General features: G+C 71.7%; 17 protein-coding genes. 13 read left to right on the top strand and 4 right to left on the bottom strand.

Annotation, left to right across the window (positions count from 1 at the left end; all coding sequences use genetic code 11):
- Positions 1–41: 41 nt before the first annotated feature.
- On the bottom strand, positions 42–452 hold the full coding sequence (locus OG504_RS16090; protein ID WP_405990456.1) for a hypothetical protein: 411 nt from the start codon (positions 450–452) through the stop codon (positions 42–44).
- A 15-nt stretch (positions 453–467) separates the two neighbouring features.
- Between OG504_RS16090 and OG504_RS16085 the strand changes: the two genes are divergently transcribed.
- The 4 genes from OG504_RS16085 to OG504_RS16070 are packed head-to-tail and all read left to right on the top strand — an operon-like array spanning position 468 to position 3,446.
- The gene (locus OG504_RS16085; RefSeq protein WP_405990455.1) at positions 468–1,433 is read left to right on the top strand and encodes an FAD:protein FMN transferase; all 966 of its coding nucleotides are present in this window, start codon (positions 468–470) and stop codon (positions 1,431–1,433) included.
- Complete coding sequence (locus OG504_RS16080; RefSeq protein ID WP_405990454.1) at positions 1,430–2,011, top strand: ferric reductase-like transmembrane domain-containing protein; 582 nt, start codon at positions 1,430–1,432, stop codon at positions 2,009–2,011. Before OG504_RS16085 ends, OG504_RS16080 begins: the two co-directional genes overlap by 4 nt.
- Positions 2,008–3,231, top strand: coding sequence for an NADH-ubiquinone oxidoreductase-F iron-sulfur binding region domain-containing protein (locus tag OG504_RS16075; RefSeq protein ID WP_405990453.1), 1,224 nt, complete (start codon positions 2,008–2,010; stop codon positions 3,229–3,231). Before OG504_RS16080 ends, OG504_RS16075 begins: the two co-directional genes overlap by 4 nt.
- A gap of 2 nt (positions 3,232–3,233) precedes the next feature.
- Entirely contained in the window at positions 3,234–3,446 is a 213-nt protein-coding gene (locus OG504_RS16070; protein WP_405990452.1) for a ferredoxin, read from the top strand.
- 55 nt (positions 3,447–3,501) lie between these two features.
- Here OG504_RS16070 and OG504_RS16065 read toward each other — a convergent pair whose 3' ends face one another.
- The 3 genes from OG504_RS16065 to OG504_RS16055 are packed head-to-tail and all read right to left on the bottom strand — an operon-like array spanning position 3,502 to position 5,435.
- Positions 3,502–4,401: an aminoglycoside phosphotransferase family protein gene (locus OG504_RS16065; RefSeq protein WP_405990451.1), complete on the bottom strand. Its 900-nt coding sequence runs from the start codon at positions 4,399–4,401 to the stop codon at positions 3,502–3,504.
- 51 nt (positions 4,402–4,452) lie between these two features.
- The gene (locus OG504_RS16060) at positions 4,453–4,920 is read right to left on the bottom strand and encodes a ferritin-like domain-containing protein (RefSeq protein WP_405990450.1); all 468 of its coding nucleotides are present in this window, start codon (positions 4,918–4,920) and stop codon (positions 4,453–4,455) included.
- The gene (locus OG504_RS16055) at positions 4,917–5,435 is read right to left on the bottom strand and encodes a hypothetical protein (RefSeq protein ID WP_405990449.1); all 519 of its coding nucleotides are present in this window, start codon (positions 5,433–5,435) and stop codon (positions 4,917–4,919) included. Before OG504_RS16055 ends, OG504_RS16060 begins: the two co-directional genes overlap by 4 nt.
- Positions 5,436–5,752: 317 nt before the next feature.
- On the opposite strand from OG504_RS16055, the gene rimP reads away from it, so the two are divergent.
- The 9 genes from rimP to OG504_RS16010 all read left to right on the top strand — a co-directional run bounded on the left by rimP (position 5,753) and on the right by OG504_RS16010 (position 17,833).
- A complete protein-coding gene (gene rimP / locus OG504_RS16050) occupies positions 5,753–6,295 on the top strand; it encodes a ribosome maturation factor RimP (protein WP_405990448.1) in 543 nt (180 codons plus the stop codon).
- A 2-nt stretch (positions 6,296–6,297) separates the two neighbouring features.
- Positions 6,298–7,296, top strand: a complete 999-nt coding sequence (gene nusA / locus OG504_RS16045; protein ID WP_033284955.1) for a transcription termination factor NusA — start codon at positions 6,298–6,300, stop codon at positions 7,294–7,296.
- A gap of 90 nt (positions 7,297–7,386) precedes the next feature.
- Positions 7,387–7,665 (top strand): YlxR family protein, encoded by a 279-nt coding sequence (locus tag OG504_RS16040; RefSeq protein ID WP_328678218.1) that lies wholly within the window; start codon positions 7,387–7,389, stop codon positions 7,663–7,665.
- Positions 7,666–7,811: 146 nt separating this feature from the next.
- Positions 7,812–11,003 carry a translation initiation factor IF-2 gene (infB, locus tag OG504_RS16035; RefSeq protein WP_405990447.1) on the top strand — a complete coding sequence of 1,064 codons (3,192 nt, stop codon included), beginning with the start codon at positions 7,812–7,814 and terminating at the stop codon, positions 11,001–11,003.
- 136 nt (positions 11,004–11,139) lie between these two features.
- Positions 11,140–11,433 (top strand): DUF503 domain-containing protein, encoded by a 294-nt coding sequence (locus tag OG504_RS16030; protein ID WP_405990446.1) that lies wholly within the window; start codon positions 11,140–11,142, stop codon positions 11,431–11,433.
- Positions 11,434–11,521: 88 nt separating this feature from the next.
- Entirely contained in the window at positions 11,522–11,977 is a 456-nt protein-coding gene (gene rbfA, locus OG504_RS16025; RefSeq protein WP_019064766.1) for a 30S ribosome-binding factor RbfA, read from the top strand.
- Complete coding sequence (truB, locus tag OG504_RS16020) at positions 11,974–12,879, top strand: tRNA pseudouridine(55) synthase TruB (protein ID WP_405990445.1); 906 nt, start codon at positions 11,974–11,976, stop codon at positions 12,877–12,879. The genes rbfA and truB overlap by 4 nt, the downstream gene beginning before the upstream one ends.
- 267 nt (positions 12,880–13,146) lie before the next feature.
- Complete coding sequence (locus OG504_RS16015) at positions 13,147–16,716, top strand: trypsin-like peptidase domain-containing protein (RefSeq protein WP_405990444.1); 3,570 nt, start codon at positions 13,147–13,149, stop codon at positions 16,714–16,716.
- Positions 16,717–16,855: 139 nt separating this feature from the next.
- Positions 16,856–17,833, top strand: coding sequence for a bifunctional riboflavin kinase/FAD synthetase (locus tag OG504_RS16010; RefSeq protein ID WP_405990443.1), 978 nt, complete (start codon positions 16,856–16,858; stop codon positions 17,831–17,833).
- Position 17,834 lies beyond the last annotated feature (1 nt).

Below are 17,834 nucleotides of genomic sequence, written 5' to 3'. Positions count from 1 at the left end.
AAGATTCCTCTCAGAGAGTTCTCGGGAGGCGTATGGGCGCCTCACAGACTTCTCTCAGGCTGGTCCCCGACCGTAGGACGTGACAGAGCGTCACTGCGGAGGGGAACGGTCATGACAGTCAAGGAGCGTGGGGCCGCTACGGCGGTCCGCAGAGGAAAGCGGCGCATCGCGGCCGCCACGGCAGCCATCACGCTGGCCGCGGCGGCCGGGGTGTTCGCCCTGGTCGGCACGATGCAGTCGGACGCGGAGGCGGACACGGCGGCGAGCAGCACCGGCACGACGAGTTCGTCGTCGCCCTCGCCGTCCACCTCCTCCAACACCTCGTCCACGTCGGACAGTTCGACCTCGTCGTCGTCCTCATCCTCCTCATCTTCGTCTTCGTCCTCGTCTTCGGACCTCCAGTCGTCCTCGTCCGGCGTGACGTCGTCCTCCGGCGGTTCCACCGACTCCACGTCGGGAGCGTCGTGATGAGTACGAGTACGGCGACCCCGCGTACGACGGCCGCCGCCGACTGGCGTGCCCTCGGGACCAGCGTCCGGCTGGTCGTCACCGACCCGGCCCTGCTGGACTCCTGCAACCTGCTCCTCGCCCGGCACCTCGCCGAGGTCGACGCGGCCTGCAGCAGGTTCCGTACCGACTCCGAACTGACCGCGCTGGACGCCGCGTCGGGCCGCCCGGTCACCGTCAGCCCGCTGCTCGCCGAGGCGTTGGCGGTCGCGCTGCGCGCCGCCGAGGCGACGGACGGCGCGGTCGACCCGACGGTCGGCTCGGCCATGAACGCCATCGGCTACGACCGCGACTTCACCCTCGTCCAGGAGGACGACCGCCCGATCCGGCTCACCGTGAAGCGCGCCCCGGGCTGGCGCACGATCGACCTGGACCGTACGACGGGCACGGTCACCGTCCCGGCCGGCGTCCGCCTGGACCTCGGCGCCACGGCGAAGGCCTGGGCCGCCGACAAGGCGGCGGCCATGCTCGCCCAAGTGGCGGGCTGCGGAGTCCTGGTGAGCCTCGGCGGCGACACGGCGGTCGCGGGGGAGCCCCCGGCCGGCGGCTGGAACATCCGCGTCCAGGACGTCACGGGTTCCGTCGACGAGACGCCCACGCACGGTACGTACGCCACGATCGGCCTGCGCTCCGGCGGCCTCGCCACCTCGGGCACGGCGGCCCGCCGCTGGCGCCGGGGCGGCTACGAGCTGCACCACATCGTCGACCCGCGCACCGGCCTCCCCGTCCGCAGCCCCTGGCGCACGGTCTCGGTCGCCGCCGCGACGAGCGCCGACGCCAACGCGGCGAGCACGGCGTGCCTGGTCAAGGGGGCAGGCGCGGAACGCTGGTTGACCCGCCTGGGCCTCCCCGCGCGCCTGGTCGCCCAGGACGGCACGGTCGTCACGACCCCGGGCTGGCCCACGCATCCGGTGGCCGCCGCATGAGCTCCGAGATCCTCTGGTACGCGAACCGCGCCACCGGAGCCGTCTGCCTCGTCCTGTTCACGGTCGTGGTCCTGCTCGGCATCGCGGTCCGCCTGCGCACGCGGCTCCCAGGCCTGCCCCGCTTCGGCACGGTGAACCTGCACCGCACCCTGTCCCTCTCCGCGACGGCCTTCCTGGCCCTGCACATCGCGATGGCGGTGATCGACGGATACGTCAACATCACCGTCGTCGACGCGGTCGTCCCCTTCGTCTCCGACTACGAGCCGTTCTGGCTCGGCCTCGGCACGGTCGCCTTCGACCTGATGCTCGCGGTCCTGGTCACCAGCCTCCTCAGGGAACGCATCGGTCACCGCACCTGGCGGGCCCTCCACTGGCTCGCGTACGCCTCCTGGCCGGTAGCCCTGATCCACGGCATCGGCATCGGCACGGACACCGGCACCGACTGGATGACCTGGCTGACGGTGTCCTGCGTGGCCGCCGTGCTGGCCGCCTTCGGCATCCGCCTGGCCCACTCCGCCCGCGAGTCCCGCCGCACCCCCGCAGCCCTGCTCCGCACAGCCGAAGGAGCCCGCTCATGACCACGACCACGACCTTCACCGACGTCTACATGTCCCCGCGCCTCCTCGCCCCCGGCGGCACCGCGGCCGACCTCTCCACCCACGAACTCCGCTACGGCACACTGCAGTACGGAGATCCCGACACGCTCCTGAGAACGGTCGCCGAGTCCGGCCTCACCGGACGCGGAGGCGCCGCGTTCCCGACGTACCGCAAACTCGTCGCGGTGGCCGACGCGAGCCGACGCACGGGCCGCGCCCCCGTGGTCGTGGCGAACGGAGCGGAGGGCGAACCGGCCAGCCGCAAGGACAAGACGCTGCTCCGTCTGTCGCCCCATCTGGTCCTGGACGGGCTGCAGTTGGCGGCGCGGGCGGTGGGCGCGGGGGAGGCCCACCTGGCGGTGGAGGACGGCGCGTCGTATCTGGAGTCGGCCCTCGCCCAGCGCAATGACCCGGTGAGCGTGCGGGTGGTCCGCCTGCCCAAACGCTTCCTGTCCGGGCAGGCATCGGCACTCGCGCAATACGTCTCCGGAAACACCCCGTTGCCCCGCCACCAGCACCCGCCGGTCCGCGAACACGGGGTGAACCGGGCCCCCACCCTCATCCAGAACGTGGAAACCCTGGCCCACCTGGCCCTGGTCGCCCGCTACGGCGCCGACTGGTTCCGCAGCGCCGGCACGCCCACCCAGCCGGGCAGCACCCTGTGCACCCTGCACGTCCCGGGCCGCGAAGTCCGGGTGGTGGAAGCCCCGTTCGGCCTCCCCCTGAACCGCCTCCTGCCCCTGGACGGCATGTCCGCGGTCCTCGTCGGCGGCTACCACGGCACCTGGATCCCGGCCGCGGAAGCATCCCAACGCACCCTGGACGCAACCGACTTGGGAGCGGGCGTCCTCGCCGCACTACCGACAGACCGCTGCGGTGTAACCGAAACCGCGCGCGTCCTCCGCTACTTGGCCCTGCAGTCAGCGGGCCAGTGCGGCCCCTGCCTCAACGGCCTCCCGCGCATAGCCGCCGCCTTCCAGACCCTGGCCACCCCCGGCCCCCAGTCCAACACCCGCCAGGACGTGGCCCGTTGGTCCGGCCTGGTAGAGGGCAGAGGAGCCTGCCACCACCCCGACGGCACGGTCCGCCTGGTCCGCAGCGCGCTCACTACTTTCGCGGCCGAACTGGACGCCCACGCAAGGGGTTTGTGCACAGCAACCGACCCCACCCCGTTGCTCCCGATCCCGAACGAGGCCCACTGACCATGGACCAGCAACAACTCGACATCGACTGGACGGCCTGCCAGGGACACGGCCTGTGCGCGGAGTTGCTTCCGGACCACATCACCCTGGACGAATGGGGCTACCCCCTGGTGGACGGCACCCCGATCCCGCCCCGCACGATAAAAAGGGCTCGCCGAGCGGCGTCCGACTGTCCCGTCCTGGCCCTAAAACTAACGCCCAGGGCAACTCCCTAAGGGGCGCGGGGAACCGCGCGACCAGCCCCAACGCACCCGCAGTCAAAAACGAGACCTAGAGCCACCCGGCAAATTCCAGCAACAACTCAGCATCCCGAGGCCGCCCAACCCGCAGTGCCCGTACCCCAGACTCCACAGCCCGGAACAACGTCCACCCCCGCAACCGCTCCTGATCAACATCCAAGGACTCAGCAAGTCGCTTGATCCGCCGCCGAGTTGTAGACGCCCCCGAGGGCGTAGCAATCAGATCCTCAACCCGATCCCGAACCAACCGAGCCAGATCAAACGCACATTCACCAACGACCGGATCCGGACCGACGGCCAGCCACGGCACCCGCTCAGCAGCCAACACCTTGCTCTGCCGAAATGTCCCATGCAGCAACCGAACCTCAGGCGGCGCAGCCAACAACGCCTCCCGAGCCTCCAACGCGGCCGAGACCAACGAGGCAACCTCGGCCCCGCCACCGCCGTCGCCCCGCATGACCCGAGCCTGCCGCCCCGTCCGCTCGGCCACGGTCTCAAACGCGTGATCACCGGGCGGCTCCACCCACAACCGCCGCAACGTCCCCGCCGCTTCGAGCAACGCCTTCGCCTCGGGCAACGACCGCACCGACACATCGGGATGCAACCGCTCCAGCACCAGCACACCCTCGGCGGCGAACGGCTCGACAAGCTGCACGGCACCCAGCCCACCCCACCGCGCAAGCGCGGCCCGCTCACTCTCCGGGCGGGCCCGACGCGGGGCCAGCTTCAACACGGCCGGAGTCCCATCAGCCCGCCGCACCAGCACGACCAGACTGCTGCGCCCGCCGGGAACCTGCACCCGCTCAACGGTCAACTCGCGTAGATCAACGGCCTGTTGAGCCACCTCGGGCAGCTTCTCCAACCAGTCGTCACCGCTCGGTGCCGTCTCCCCGAGCGCCCTCACCAGACGCTGCGGCGGTTCGAAAGCCATGCGCGAGTTGTTCCCTTCCTACGGTCCTGCGGTCTTGCGTCCCGGTGCGGATCACGCCGTGGGTGTCGCCGGGGCCGTGGGGGTCGCGGCCCGCTCGGCGAGACCAGGGAAGGCTACGCTCCCGCCGCGCCAGCGCACCGCGCGGACCGCCGCTTCCCGCAGCGCCTCCGTGGCCGTAGCACGCACACCGCCCGTCGACGCCCGCACGAGGTCGGAGTAGACCCCGGCCACCCGGTCCTCCAGCTCCGCGGCGAGGAGTACGGCCGCCGCCGAGTCCGGCACCGGGAACGGCAGCGCGTACCCGGCGGACGCGGCCACCGGTGTGCCGCCCAGGTCCCGCACCTCGCGGACCAGCGCGTCGCGCCGGGCGCGGTGGGCGTCGTAGGCCGCCTTGGCCTCGGTGCGCCGGCCCTCGCGGATGCGGCCGCCGACGACGCCGTAGCCGTACACCGCCGCGTGCTCGGCGGCCAACGCGGCCTGCAGCGCGGTCAGTTCCGCGGCCTTCTCCTCGCTGCTCACTTGGCATCCTCCGTGAGTAGATACGCGTGCGCGGCCCCCGCGGCGGCCACCGAGGCCAGCAGCCGGGCCAGCTCGCCGGGCAGATCGAGCAGCGCCCTGGCCCGCCGGTCGGCGAGGGCCCGCTCGGCGGCGGCCAGCCCGGCGAGGGCGTCGCTCGGGGCCGCGGGTACGGCCGTGGCCGAGGCCGACGGTGACGCAGTGGCCGTAGCGGAGGGTGTCGAGCTGCCGCCGCCGAAGGCCGTCGCGTGCCGTACGACCTCCGCCCGCAGCGGGTCCAGGCGCTCCGCCAGCGTCGGGTGCGCGGCGAGTACCGCGTCGTAGTGCTGGAGGAGGGTCTCGCTGTCGGTGGCCGCACGCGCGCGTGCGTGCTCGGCGGCGGACTCGCTGCCGCCCGTGGTCCCGGAGTCGTCCCCGTCGGTGGAACAGCCCACCAGGAGGGCGGCCCCGGCGGCCGATGCGAGCAGGCTCCTTCTGCGCGGCCCCAGAAGGGTGCGCGAGGGCGGGGGGAACGGCACGGCAGATCGTCCTCGGGGGCTCGTACGAACGAAAAGGCGAGAAGGGCGGCGCGGCCCGTGATCACGGTACCCGCGCATCCCCCCGACTCATGTCACCGGCTCGTAGACCTACCCAAGGGGCGCGGGGAACGACGCGATCAGCCCCCCCCACCGACGCACACCCGCCAGACCACCGCAACCACCCGAGCTCAAAGGCGCCCCGCTCCACCGCCGGAGGCAGAGGTGCACGTGGACGGCAACACACCCCGGGACCGGATACCCTTTGACCAGACACGCGCCCTACCCACAACAGCACACGCGGCCGAGGAGTCACCCGGATGAGCACGACCCAGAGCGAGAGGCTGCGAGAACTGCTGGAACCGCTCGTCGGCTCCCAGGGACTCGATCTCGAAGAGGTCGCGGTGGATTCCGTCGGACGCAAGCGGGTGCTGCGCGTGGTCGTCGATTCGGATACGGGTGCCGATCTGGACCAGATCGCCGATGTGAGCCGCGCGCTCTCGGCGAAGCTCGACGAGACCGACGCGATGGGTGCGGGCGAGTACACCCTGGAGGTCGGTACCCCCGGTGCCGAGCGCGAGCTCACCGAACACCGTCACTACGTACGTGCCACCGACCGGCTGGTGAAGTTCCAGCTGGCCGAGAGCGGTGAGCTGGTCGCCCGGATCATCACGGTGGACGACGACGGCATCGACGTCGAGGTGCCCGGCGTGAAGGGGCGCAAGCCCACCGCCAAGCGGCTCGCCTTCGCGGACGTCGTCAAGGCCCGCGTCCAGGTCGAGTTCAACCGCAAGAGCAAGAACGACGACGTCGAAGACGTCACGGACACCACAGACAACGAAGAGAACGCAGAGGAGGCGTAGCCGTGGACATCGACATGAGTGCCCTGCGGGGCTTGGTGCGGGAGAAGGAGATCTCCTTCGACCTGCTGGTCGAGGCGATCGAGTCGGCGCTCCTCATCGCCTACCACCGCACCGAGGGAAGCCGCCGCCACGCGCGCGTGAAGCTCGACCGGGAGACCGGTCATGTGACCGTGTGGGCGAAGGAGGACCCCGAGGACCTGGAGGAGGGGCAGGAGGCGCGCGAGTTCGACGACACCCCGTCCGACTTCGGCCGGATCGCCGCCACCACCGCCAAGCAGGTCATCCTGCAGCGCCTGCGGGACGCGCAGGACGACGCGACGCTCGGCGAGTACGCGGGCCGCGAGGGCGACATCGTCACAGGAGTCGTCCAGCAGGGCCGCGACCCGAAGAACGTGCTCGTCGACATCGGCAAGCTGGAGGCCATCCTGCCGGTGCAGGAGCAGGTCCCCGGCGAGACGTACCCGCACGGCATGCGCCTTCGGTCGTACGTCGTCCGGGTGGCGAAGGGTGTGCGCGGTCCGTCCGTGACGCTGTCCCGTACGCATCCCAATCTGGTGAAGAAACTGTTCGCCATGGAGGTGCCGGAGATCGCCGACGGGTCGGTGGAGATCGCCGCCATCGCGCGCGAGGCCGGCCACCGTACGAAGATCGCCGTCCGCTCCACCCGCAGCGGTCTGAACGCCAAGGGCGCCTGCATCGGCCCCATGGGCGGCCGGGTGCGCGCGGTGATGGGCGAGCTGAGCGGCGAGAAGATCGACATCGTCGACTGGTCGGACGACCCGGCCGAGATGGTCGCCAACGCGCTCTCCCCGGCGCGGGTCTCCAAGGTCGAGGTGGTGGACCTCGCGGCCCGCTCCGCGCGCGTGACGGTGCCGGACTACCAGCTGTCCCTGGCGATCGGCAAGGAAGGGCAGAATGCCCGGCTTGCGGCCCGGCTGACGGGGTGGCGCATCGACATCCGTCCGGACACCGAACAGCCGTCCGACCAGGCAGGGGAATAGATCTCGGCCGCGAGTGGCTTAGATCACGACAACAACCGTTCGATTCTTCCCCCGAAGGGGTGAGGTCGGTGCGGGGAGGTAGACTTAGCAGTGTCTGGCCGGACGCGAGCCCGCGCATGCCCTGAACGCACCTGTGTGGGGTGCCGGGAGCGAGCGGCCAAGAAGGAACTGCTGCGGATCGTGGCGGTCGAGGGCGAATGCGCTCCCGATCATCGCGGTACGCTGCCCGGCCGGGGTGCGTATCTGCACCCCGCCCTGGTCTGTCTCGACCTGGCGGTACGCCGCCGGGCGTTCCCACGGGCGCTGCGTGCCCAGGGAACGCTCGACACAAAGGCGTTGCGCCTCTACGTCGAGCAGGCGACACAGTAAGAGCGAGTCGTACGGAGCCTCCGTGCGGCCCGGTATTCCGCGAGTTGGAAGTAGGTCGAGATTGCGATGAGCACTCGATGAGCACGCGATGAGTACGCCCATGAAGTAGCGACGGTCCGGACGCACCCGGACCTAAAAGGAGCGAAGTGGCTAAGGTCCGGGTATACGAACTCGCCAAGGAGTTCGGGGTGGAGAGCAAGGTCGTCATGGCCAAGCTCCAAGAACTCGGTGAATTCGTCCGTTCGGCGTCCTCGACGATCGAGGCGCCCGTTGTACGCAAGCTGACAGACGCCCTCCAGCAGGGCAGCGGAGGCGGCAAGCCCGCCCCCGCACGTAAGGCTGCCCCGGCACGTCCGGGTGCCCCCTCTCCGGCGCAGGGTGCCCGTCCGGGTCCTGCCGCCCCGCGCCCGCCGGCCCCGAAGCCGGCCGTCGCCGAGAGCGCCCCCGCGGCTCCCGCAGCCCCGGCCGCGCCCGCCGCACCGGCCTCCGCCGGCGGTCCCCGTCCGGGCCCGCGGCCCGCGCCGCGTCCGGCTCCGGCCTCGCCGGCGCCGACCACGCCCGAGTTCACCGCCCCCCCGGCGGCTCCCGCGGCTCCGGCCGCGCCTGCCTCCAACGGCGGTTCCAGTTCTGCCCCGCGTCCGGGCGCCCCGCGTCCGGCCAGCCAGGCTCCCCGTCCGGGCGGTGCCCGTCCGGCCGGTCCCGGCCAGGGTGGTCAGGGTCGTGGCGACCGTCCCGAGCGCAGTGACCGCGGCGACCGTCCCGGCGCTCCGCGTCCGGGTGGCCAGGGCGCGCGTCCCGGTGCTCGTCCGGCCGGTCCCCGTCCGGGCAACAACCCGTTCACCTCCGGTGGTTCCACCGGCATGGCGCGTCCCGGGGCCCCCCGTCCCGGTGCTCCGCGTCCCGGCGGTCAGGACCGTCCGGGCGGTGCTCCCGGTGGCGCTCCGCGTCCCCAGGGTGCCGGTCAGGGCGGTCCCCGTCCCCAGGGCGCTTCGGGCGGTGCCCGTCCGGGTGCTCCCGGCGGCGCGCGTCCGAGCCCGGGCGGCATGCCCCGCCCGCAGGGCGGCGCTCCGCGTCCCGGCGGTGGCCCCGGTGGCAACCGTCCGAACCCCGGCATGATGCCGCAGCGTCCCGCTGCCGGTAGCCCCCGTCCCGGTGGTGGCCCCGGTGGCCGCGGTCCCGGTGGCGGCGGCGGTCGTCCCGGTGGTCCCGGTGGCGGTGGCGGCGGTCGTCCCGGTGGCGGCGGCGGCTTCGCCGGTCGTCCGGGTGGCGGCGGTGGCGGTTTCGCCGGTCGTCCCGCGGGTCCCGGTGGCGGTGGCGGCGGTTTCGCCGGCCGTCCGGGTGCTCCCGCCGGTGGCGGCGGTGGCCGTCCCGGCTTCGGTGGCCGTCCCGGTGGTCCGGGTGGCCGCGGTGGCACACAGGGCGCCTTCGGTCGTCCGGGTGGTCCCGCGCGTCGTGGCCGCAAGTCGAAGCGGCAGAGGCGCCAGGAGTACGAGGCCATGCAGGCCCCGTCGGTCGGCGGTGTGATGCTGCCTCGTGGCAACGGACAGTCCGTCCGTCTGTCGCGCGGTGCGTCCCTCACCGACTTCGCCGAGAAGATCAACGCCAACCCGGCGTCGCTCGTCGGCGTGATGATGAACCTCGGCGAGATGGTCACTGCCACGCAGTCCGTCTCCGACGAGACGCTGAAGCTCCTCGCGGACGAGATGAACTTCGTCCTCGAGATCGTCAGCCCCGAGGAGGAGGACCGCGAGCTGCTCGAGTCCTTCGACATCGAGTTCGGCGAGGACGAGGGTGGCGAGGAGTTCCTCGTCGCGCGTCCGCCGGTCGTGACCGTCATGGGTCACGTCGACCACGGTAAGACCCGACTGCTGGACACCATCCGCAAGACGAACGTCATCGCGGGCGAGGCCGGCGGTATCACGCAGCACATCGGTGCGTACCAGGTCGCGACCGAGGTCAACGGCGAAGAGCGTCGCATCACCTTCATCGACACCCCGGGCCACGAGGCGTTCACCGCCATGCGTGCCCGTGGTGCCAAGTCGACCGACATCGCGATCCTCGTGGTGGCGGCCAACGACGGTGTGATGCCCCAGACGATCGAGGCGTTGAACCACGCCAAGGCGGCCGACGTGCCGATCGTGGTCGCGGTCAACAAGATCGACGTCGAGGGCGCCGACCCGACCAAGGTGCGCGGTCAGCTCACCGAGTTCGGTCTGGTGGCCGAGGAGTACGGCGGCGACACGATGTTCGTCGACATCTCCGCCAAGCAGGGCCTCAACATCGAGAGCCTGCTGGAGGCCGTGGTCCTCACCGCGGACGCCTCGCTCGACCTGCGGGCCAACCCGGAGCAGGACGCGCAGGGCATCGCGATCGAGTCCCACCTGGACAAGGGCCGCGGCGCCGTCGCGACCGTCCTGGTCCAGCGCGGCACCCTGCGGGTCGGCGACACCATGGTGGTCGGCGACGCGTACGGCCGTGTCCGCGCGATGCTCGACGACAAGGGCGACAACGTGGAAGAGGCGGGTCCCTCGACCCCGGTCCTCGTCCTCGGACTCACCAACGTCCCGGGCGCCGGCGACAACTTCCTCGTCGTCGACGAGGACCGCACGGCACGTCAGATCGCCGAGAAGCGCGCGGCGCGCGAGCGCAACGCCAACTTCGCCCGGCGCGGAGTCCGGTTCTCCCTGGAGAACCTGGACGAGGCCCTCAAGGCCGGTCTGGTGCAGGAACTCAACCTCATCATCAAGGGCGACGCGTCCGGTTCGGTGGAGGCTCTCGAGTCCTCGCTGCTCCAGCTCGACGTCGGCGAAGAGGTCGACATCCGCGTCCTGCACCGCGGCGTGGGTGCGGTCACCGAGTCGGACATCGACCTGGCGACCGGCTCCGACGCGATCGTCATCGGCTTCAACGTCCGCGCTGCGGGCCGCGCGGCGCAGATGGCGGAGCGCGAGGGCGTCGACGTCCGGTACTACTCGGTGATCTACCAGGCCATCGAGGAGATCGAAGCAGCGCTCAAGGGCATGCTCAAGCCGGAGTACGAGGAGGTCGAGCTCGGCACGGCGGAGATCCGCGAGGTCTTCAAGTCGTCCAAACTGGGCAACATCGCCGGTGTCCTGGTCCGCTCCGGAGAGGTCAAGCGCAACACCAAGGCGCGCCTCGTCCGCGACGGCAAGGTCATCGCGGAGAGCCTCAACATCTCCGGTCTGCGTCGCTTCAAGGACGACGTCACCGAGATCCGCGAAGGGTTCGAGGGCGGTATCAACCTCGGCAACTTCAACGACATCAAGGTCGACGACGTCATCGCGACGTACGAGATGCGCGAGAAGCCTCGCGGCTGATCGACACAGCACGCGATCGGGGCCGGTCGGCGGAGAGAATTTCCGTCGATCGGCCCCGGCCGTTGCGTGTACGGTTCCTGTATCGGCGTCCGAGCGCGGCGCCCGTACCCCGAACCGGCGGGACATCCGGACACACATGTATGTGGGGACTCTGTCCTTCGACCTGCTCCTCGGCGACGTCCACTCGCTGAAGGAGAAACGCTCTCTCGTCCGTCCGATCGTGGCCGAACTCCAGCGCAAGTACGCGGTGAGCGCGGCCGAGACGGGCAGTCAGGACCTCCATCGCAGGGCCGAGATCGGGCTCGCGGTGGTCTCCGGGGACACGGCACACCTCACGGACGTACTGGACCGCTGCGAGCGACTCGTCGCCGCGCGGCCCGAGGTGGAACTGCTCTCCGTTCGACGCAGACTCCACAGCGACGAAGACTGAAGCCGGACGAAGACCGAAGCCGGACGAAGACCGAAGCAAGCGGCAAGACGTAGTTGCAGCACGACGTAGTTACTAAGGAGACGGACCAGTGGCCGACAACGCGCGTGCCAAGAGGCTGGCGGACCTCATCCGAGAGGTGGTGGCCAAGAAGCTGCAGCGCGGGATCAAGGATCCGCGGCTCGGCACGCACGTCACCATCACGGACACCCGCGTGACGGGTGACCTGCGGGAGGCGACCGTCTTCTACACGGTGTACGGGGACGACGAGGCGCGGGCCGAGGCGGCTGCCGGACTGGAGAGCGCCAAGGGCGTGCTCCGTTCCGCGGTGGGCGCCGCGGCGGGCGTGAAGTTCACGCCGACCCTCACCTTCGTCGCGGACGCCCTCCCGGACACCGCCAAGACCATCGAGGACCTCCTCGACAAGGCACGGCAGTCCGACGAGAAGGTACGCGAGGTCTCGGCGGGCGCCGCGTACGCGGGTGACGCGGACCCGTACAAGAAGCCGGACGACGAGGACGACGACGAGGACGACACCGCCGAATGACCGAGAAAACCCCGACGCCCGACGGCCTTGTCATCGTGGACAAGCCGTCGGGCTTCACCTCGCACGACGTGGTCGCCAAGATGCGCGGCATCGCCCGCACCCGCCGCGTCGGGCACGCGGGCACCCTCGACCCGATGGCGACGGGCGTACTCGTCCTCGGTGTCGAGAAGGCGACAAAGCTCCTGGGGCATCTCGCCCTCACGGAGAAGGAGTACCTGGGCACGATCCGCCTCGGCCAGAGCACCCTGACCGATGACGCCGAGGGCGAGATCACGGGGTCGACAGACGCCTCGAAGGTCACCCGGGACGCCGTCGACGCCGGGATCGCCAAGCTCAGCGGCCAGATCATGCAGGTCCCGTCCAAGGTCAGCGCCATCAAGATCAACGGCGTCCGCTCGTACAAACGGGCCCGCGACGGCGAGGACTTCGAGATCCCCGCCCGCCCCGTCACCATCTCCTCCTTCGCGGTCCACGACGTCCGGGACGCCGTCGCCGAGGACGGCACCCCCGTCCTGGACCTGGTGGTCTCGGTGGTCTGCTCGTCCGGCACCTACATCCGGGCCCTGGCCCGCGACCTGGGCGAGGACCTCGGCGTGGGCGGCCACCTGACCGCTCTCCGCCGCACCCGCGTCGGCCCGTACAAGCTGGACACGGCGAAGACCCTGGACCAGCTCCAGGAGGAGCTGACGGTGATGCCGATCGCCGAGGCGGCCGAGGCCGCGTTCCCGCGCTGGTCCGTGGACAGCAGGCGGGCCAAGCTGCTGCTCAACGGCGTCCGCCTGGACATCCCCGAGGAGTACATGGGCGTCGGCGCGGTCGGTGTCTTCGACCCCGAGGGCCGCTTCCTGGCGCTCGTGGAGGAACAGAAGGGCAAGGCGAAGAGCCTCGCGGTCTTCGCCTGAGAGACGCTCCCCGGGCGGGGCGGGATCTCAAGTCCCGCCCGTGGAGCGGCGGTCACGGGGTCTACGTTCCCGCCGCTCCACGGTCCCCCCTCGGTTCCCCCACCCCTAGGGTGTATCCAACCCTCCGCTTCTATTCACCCGTCCGGGCAGGCGCTCGGAGTGAACCGAGGGAGCGGAAGGGGGCGCGTTCACCACGCGATCTGTCCCGCTGATCACGCCACGCCTACCGTCGAACACAGGGCATGGGTACGGCGGGGAGGTTCGACCATGGCGGGACGTGGCCCGCGGACGGGCGGCGGCCGTCGGACGCGGGAAGACGTACGGGCAGAGCGATCGACGCGGGGCGCCGTGTCGGCTGTTGGTGACGCGCCAGGTACCGCGCCCGCTGCCGGTGACGAGTCCCTGGTACGCATCCGCGACCTCGCCGGGCGCCCACGCGGCACCGGCTTCGTCGCCGACCACCACGGCACGGTCATCACCAGCCACGAGGCGGTCGACGGCCTGCCCCGCCTCGTCCTGCACGCCGCCGGCGACCGTACCTGCCTGGTGACGGCCGACGCGGTGACCCCGCTACCTGCCCTCGACCTGGCGCTGGTCCGCACCGAGGGCCTCGGCGTGGACCCGCTCCCCGTCACGGTCCGGGACCGCGTCGAGACCGGCACGTACGTCCGCGTCGCCGCGGACCGCTGGCGCGAGGCCCGCCTCCTGGGCGCGACCTCCGTGACCTACACGGCCACCGACCGCTTCCATCTCCTCGACGACGCCCTGGAGTTGGCGATCGGCACGGCGGGCCGGGACGCGCTGCGGCTGGGCGGGGGAGCGGCCGGGGGGCCGGTCCTCGACGCGGTGACCGGAGCGGTCATCGGTGTCCTCGGCACGGCGCTGCAATCCGGGCAACGGGACACGGGGTTCGCGGTACCGCTGCGCCAAGTACCGGATGAGGAGCGCCGGTTGGAGGACATGCGCGGCCCACTGGGTGACCTCCTCGCACGGAACTCGGCGACCGTGCCCGCGTACGGCGCCGACCTCAACCTGGCGGGAGTCCTGGAACTGACGGCCACCTCGGTGGGCTCGGACGGCCCGCCGGGGGCACTCGCCGGCTTCGTCGGCCCCGGGCGTGACGGCGACGGTGCGTGTCTGGTGGAGCCGGTCGAACGTCCCTCGCTGGTACGGGAGTTCGCCGCCTTCGCGGGGAGCCCGGCCGCTGTGCTCGGGCTCGTCGGGGCACCGGGCAGCGGCCGTACGACGGAACTCGCGGCGCTCGCCGCACGGCGCAACGGGGGTGCGGAACCGGCTCCCACGCTGTGGTTGCGCGGCGCCGATCTGCGCGACGGGGACGCGTCGGTGGCGGACGCGGCGCGCAGGACGGTGGAGCGCGCGGCACGGATCGTCGCCGCGTCGGTCTTGCCGCCGGGGGACCCCGGTGACGTCGACGACCTCGGTGATGTCGGCCCCGAGCGGCTGGCGCGGGTCGCCCGTGACGCCGGGCGGCCCTTGCTGTTGCTGCTCGACGGGCCCGAGGAGATGCCCCCTGTGCTGGCCCATCGGCTGGCCGAGTGGACCCGGGGGACGGGGGAGTGGTTGCGGGAGACGGGGGCCCGGTTGGTGGTGGGGTGCCGGGCGGAGTACTGGGAAGGGGCGGGGTTTTCAAGGGAGTTGCTGTACGGCGGGGGTGTTGCTGGGGCGGTTCCGCCGACATGTGTTCACCTTGGTGACCTCGGCCCGCACGAAGCCCGCCGAGCCCGCGCGGCTTACGGCGTTCCGGAGGGTGTCCTCACCGGATCCGACGCCCGTCACCCCCTCACCCTGCGACTCCTCTCCGAGGTACTCGCCGCGCTGCCAGCCGCCCCCGACACCCAGCTCGACCGGGACGACGTGTTCTCCGCCTACCTGGACCTCATGTGCCTGCGGATCGCGGTCCGGCTCGCCGCCGAGAACGGCCTGCGCGGCACCCCCGTACGGCGCCTCGCGGCGAAGGTGTCCGGGCAGGTGCACGAGGCGGCGCGGCGCAGTCTCGGGCCGGGGCAGGGGGAGTTGGACCGGGAGTCGTTCGAGGCGGTGTTCCCGTGGGGACCCGCACCGGCCCGGCTCGGCGGCGGAACCGGGTGGGCGTCCGCCGTCCTCACCGAGGGTCTGCTCGTGCCGGCCGGGACCGGATACCGGTTCGCCCACGAGGAGTTGGCCGACTGGATCCAGGGCACCCACCTCGACCTCGACGAGGCCCTGCGCGCCCTGGTCCACCGGTCCAGGACTCCGCGGGCCGGGCATCCGCTCCCTGTGCCACATCACCGCATCGGCCCCGTCGTACAGGCCCTGCTGCTCCTCGTCAGGCAACACGGCTCGCACCAACTGGCCGTACGCCTGGAGGAGTTGGTGGACGCTCTGGACACCGACCCGGACTCCTGGTGGGCCGCACGCCTGCTCGCCGAGGTGTTGCTCCGGGTCCCGGACGCGACGCCGTACGGCAACGTGTTGCGCCTGCTGTCCGACCAGTTGGTGACCCGGAGGCAGCAACGGGCAGCCGTACCAGAGGAGTTCGCACCGGAGTTCTGGACCGCGCTGCACCTCCCACAGGCCGACCGATTCGAGCTGCTACGGCGTCTCGTGCTCGCCGACGACGCCCCGCAGGACGCCACCGCCCCGCCCCGATTCCTCGACGCCGCCGCCGAGTTGCTGGCCGCGGACCCCACCGCCGTACAGCCGCTGCTGACCCGTTGGTTCGACGACGAACGGGCGTTGCCCGCGACGCCGGAGGCGACCGTGGCGACGGCCGCGCAGGCCTTGCTGCACACACATCGGCGGCGGGCGCTGGACGATCTGACGGAGGTGCTCGTCGGGTGTGCGCACGGGCGGGCCGACGAACTCCTCGCCGTGCTCGCCGAGGAGGAGCCGTCTGCGGTGTGCCGAGCCGTGGACCGGTGGGCGCACGACGAGCGGCCGGCGCGCAGGGTGGCGGCGGTGGCGTACGGACTGCGGGCCGCGCCGCACGTACGGACCGAGGCCGATCGTGAACTCCTGCGCTACGCGGCCCAGTTCCTGCTCGCCCGCCCCGCCGACTCCACCCTGCACGGCGGCGCGCTCGCCCTCCTCGTCCGCGATCCGCACACCCGCACCCGCCATCTCCCGCAGGCGCTACGGCACTTCGCGTCCGGCGACCCGCAGTTCCCGCCGAGCGCGCTGGCCGCCGCGCTGACCACGCACCCCGAACCGGTCCTGGAGGCTTTCCGCGCCCGGCTGCACGGACCGCACGCGAGCGAGGCGGTCCGCACGCTCGCCGACGTGGCGACCCCGTCCCTCGTGAGCCGGGCCGCCGCCCTGGTCCGCGAGACCGCCGTACGGTGGCCGGAGACGGCCGCGTACCTCGGCGTGTACGTCGACCGGTGCCTCGACCACGGCCCCGCGGCCCGCGCGATCCTGTTCCCCCTGGTCACCGGCCTGCTGGACGGCGGCCCCGCGTCGGTGCGGACCGTCCTCGCGGCCGTGCTCGCCGCCCCCGGCACCCCCGCCTCGCGCCCCCTGCGCCGCGAACTCCTGGAGTTCCTGCTCGCGCACGAGCACGACCCCGCCGTACTGGACGCGCTCCTGCACACGGCAGGGCGGCGCGACGACGACGAGATCCGCGACCTCGTCCACCGCACCGGCCGGCTGCTGGTCCGTACCCCCGCGGGCGCGACCCGTTTCGACCGCGGGCTCGTCGACCTGGGCCGCCACGTGCCCGGCTTCGCCGCGCTGATGGCCCGCTGGCTGGCCGACACCCCGGAGGACTGGGCCGCGGTGGTCGGACCCGGCACCCGCCGCATGATCGAGAACCTGGCCGGGGTGGGGGTTCCCGCATAGCGGCTCTGGTACGTGCGCCCGGTCACAGCCTCCAGGCCGATGCGGGTCGGAGGCCCCCGGCATGGCACCCTTAGACCTGCGTAAGAGGTCAATGACACAGGTCTACATACGGACACGGGTTCGATGAGGAGCGGTCACAGTGCAGCGCTGGCGTGGCTTGGAGGACATCCCTGAGGACTGGGGGCGCAGTGTCGTCACCATCGGTTCTTATGACGGGGTCCACCGCGGGCACCAGCTGATCATCCGGCATGCCGTGGAGCGCGCCCGTGAGCTGGGCGTTCCCTCGGTCGTCGTCACCTTCGACCCGCACCCCAGCGAGGTCGTGCGCCCCGGCAGCCACCCGCCGCTGCTCGCCCCGCACCACCGCCGAGCCGAACTGATGGCCGAGCTGGGGGTCGACGCGGCGCTGATCCTGCCGTTCACCAAAGAGTTCTCGAAACTGTCCCCGGCCGACTTCGTGGTCAAGGTCCTGGTGGACAAGCTGCACGCGAAGGCGGTCGTCGAGGGCCCCAACTTCCGCTTCGGCCACAAGGCCGCGGGCAATGTGGCCTTCCTGATCGAGCAGGGCAAGACATACGACTTCGAGGTAGAGGTGGTGGATCTTTACGTGAGCGGTGCGGCGGGCGGTGGCGAGCCCTTCTCCTCCACACTGACCAGGCGCCTGGTCGCCGAGGGCGACGTCGAGGGCGCCCGCGAGATTCTCGGCCGCCCGCACCGGGTGGAGGGTGTCGTCGTGCGCGGCGCCCAGCGCGGTCGCGAAATGGGCTTCCCGACGGCCAACGTCGAGACCCTGCCCCACACGGCGATCCCGGCGGACGGCGTCTACGCCGGTTACCTCCACGTCGAGGGAGAGGCCATGCCGGCCGCGATCTCCGTCGGCACCAACCCGCAGTTCGACGGCACCGAGCGCACGGTCGAGGCGTACGCGATCGACCGCGTCGGCCTCGACCTGTACGGCCTGCATGTCGCCGTCGACTTCCTCGCCTTCGTGCGCGGCCAGGCGAAGTTCGACTCGCTTGAGGGCCTGCTGGAGCAGATCGCGCAGGACGTGAAGCGCTGCCGAGAGCTGATCTCGGCGGACACGGGCGACGCGGACAGCGCCGGGGACGCCGGGTAAC

Origin of the sequence: Streptomyces sp. NBC_00986 (genome assembly GCF_045162565.1) — a bacterium.
Taxonomy (GTDB): Bacteria; Actinomycetota; Actinomycetes; order Streptomycetales; family Streptomycetaceae; genus Streptomyces.
This window is presented reverse-complemented; position numbering and strand designations above follow the sequence as displayed.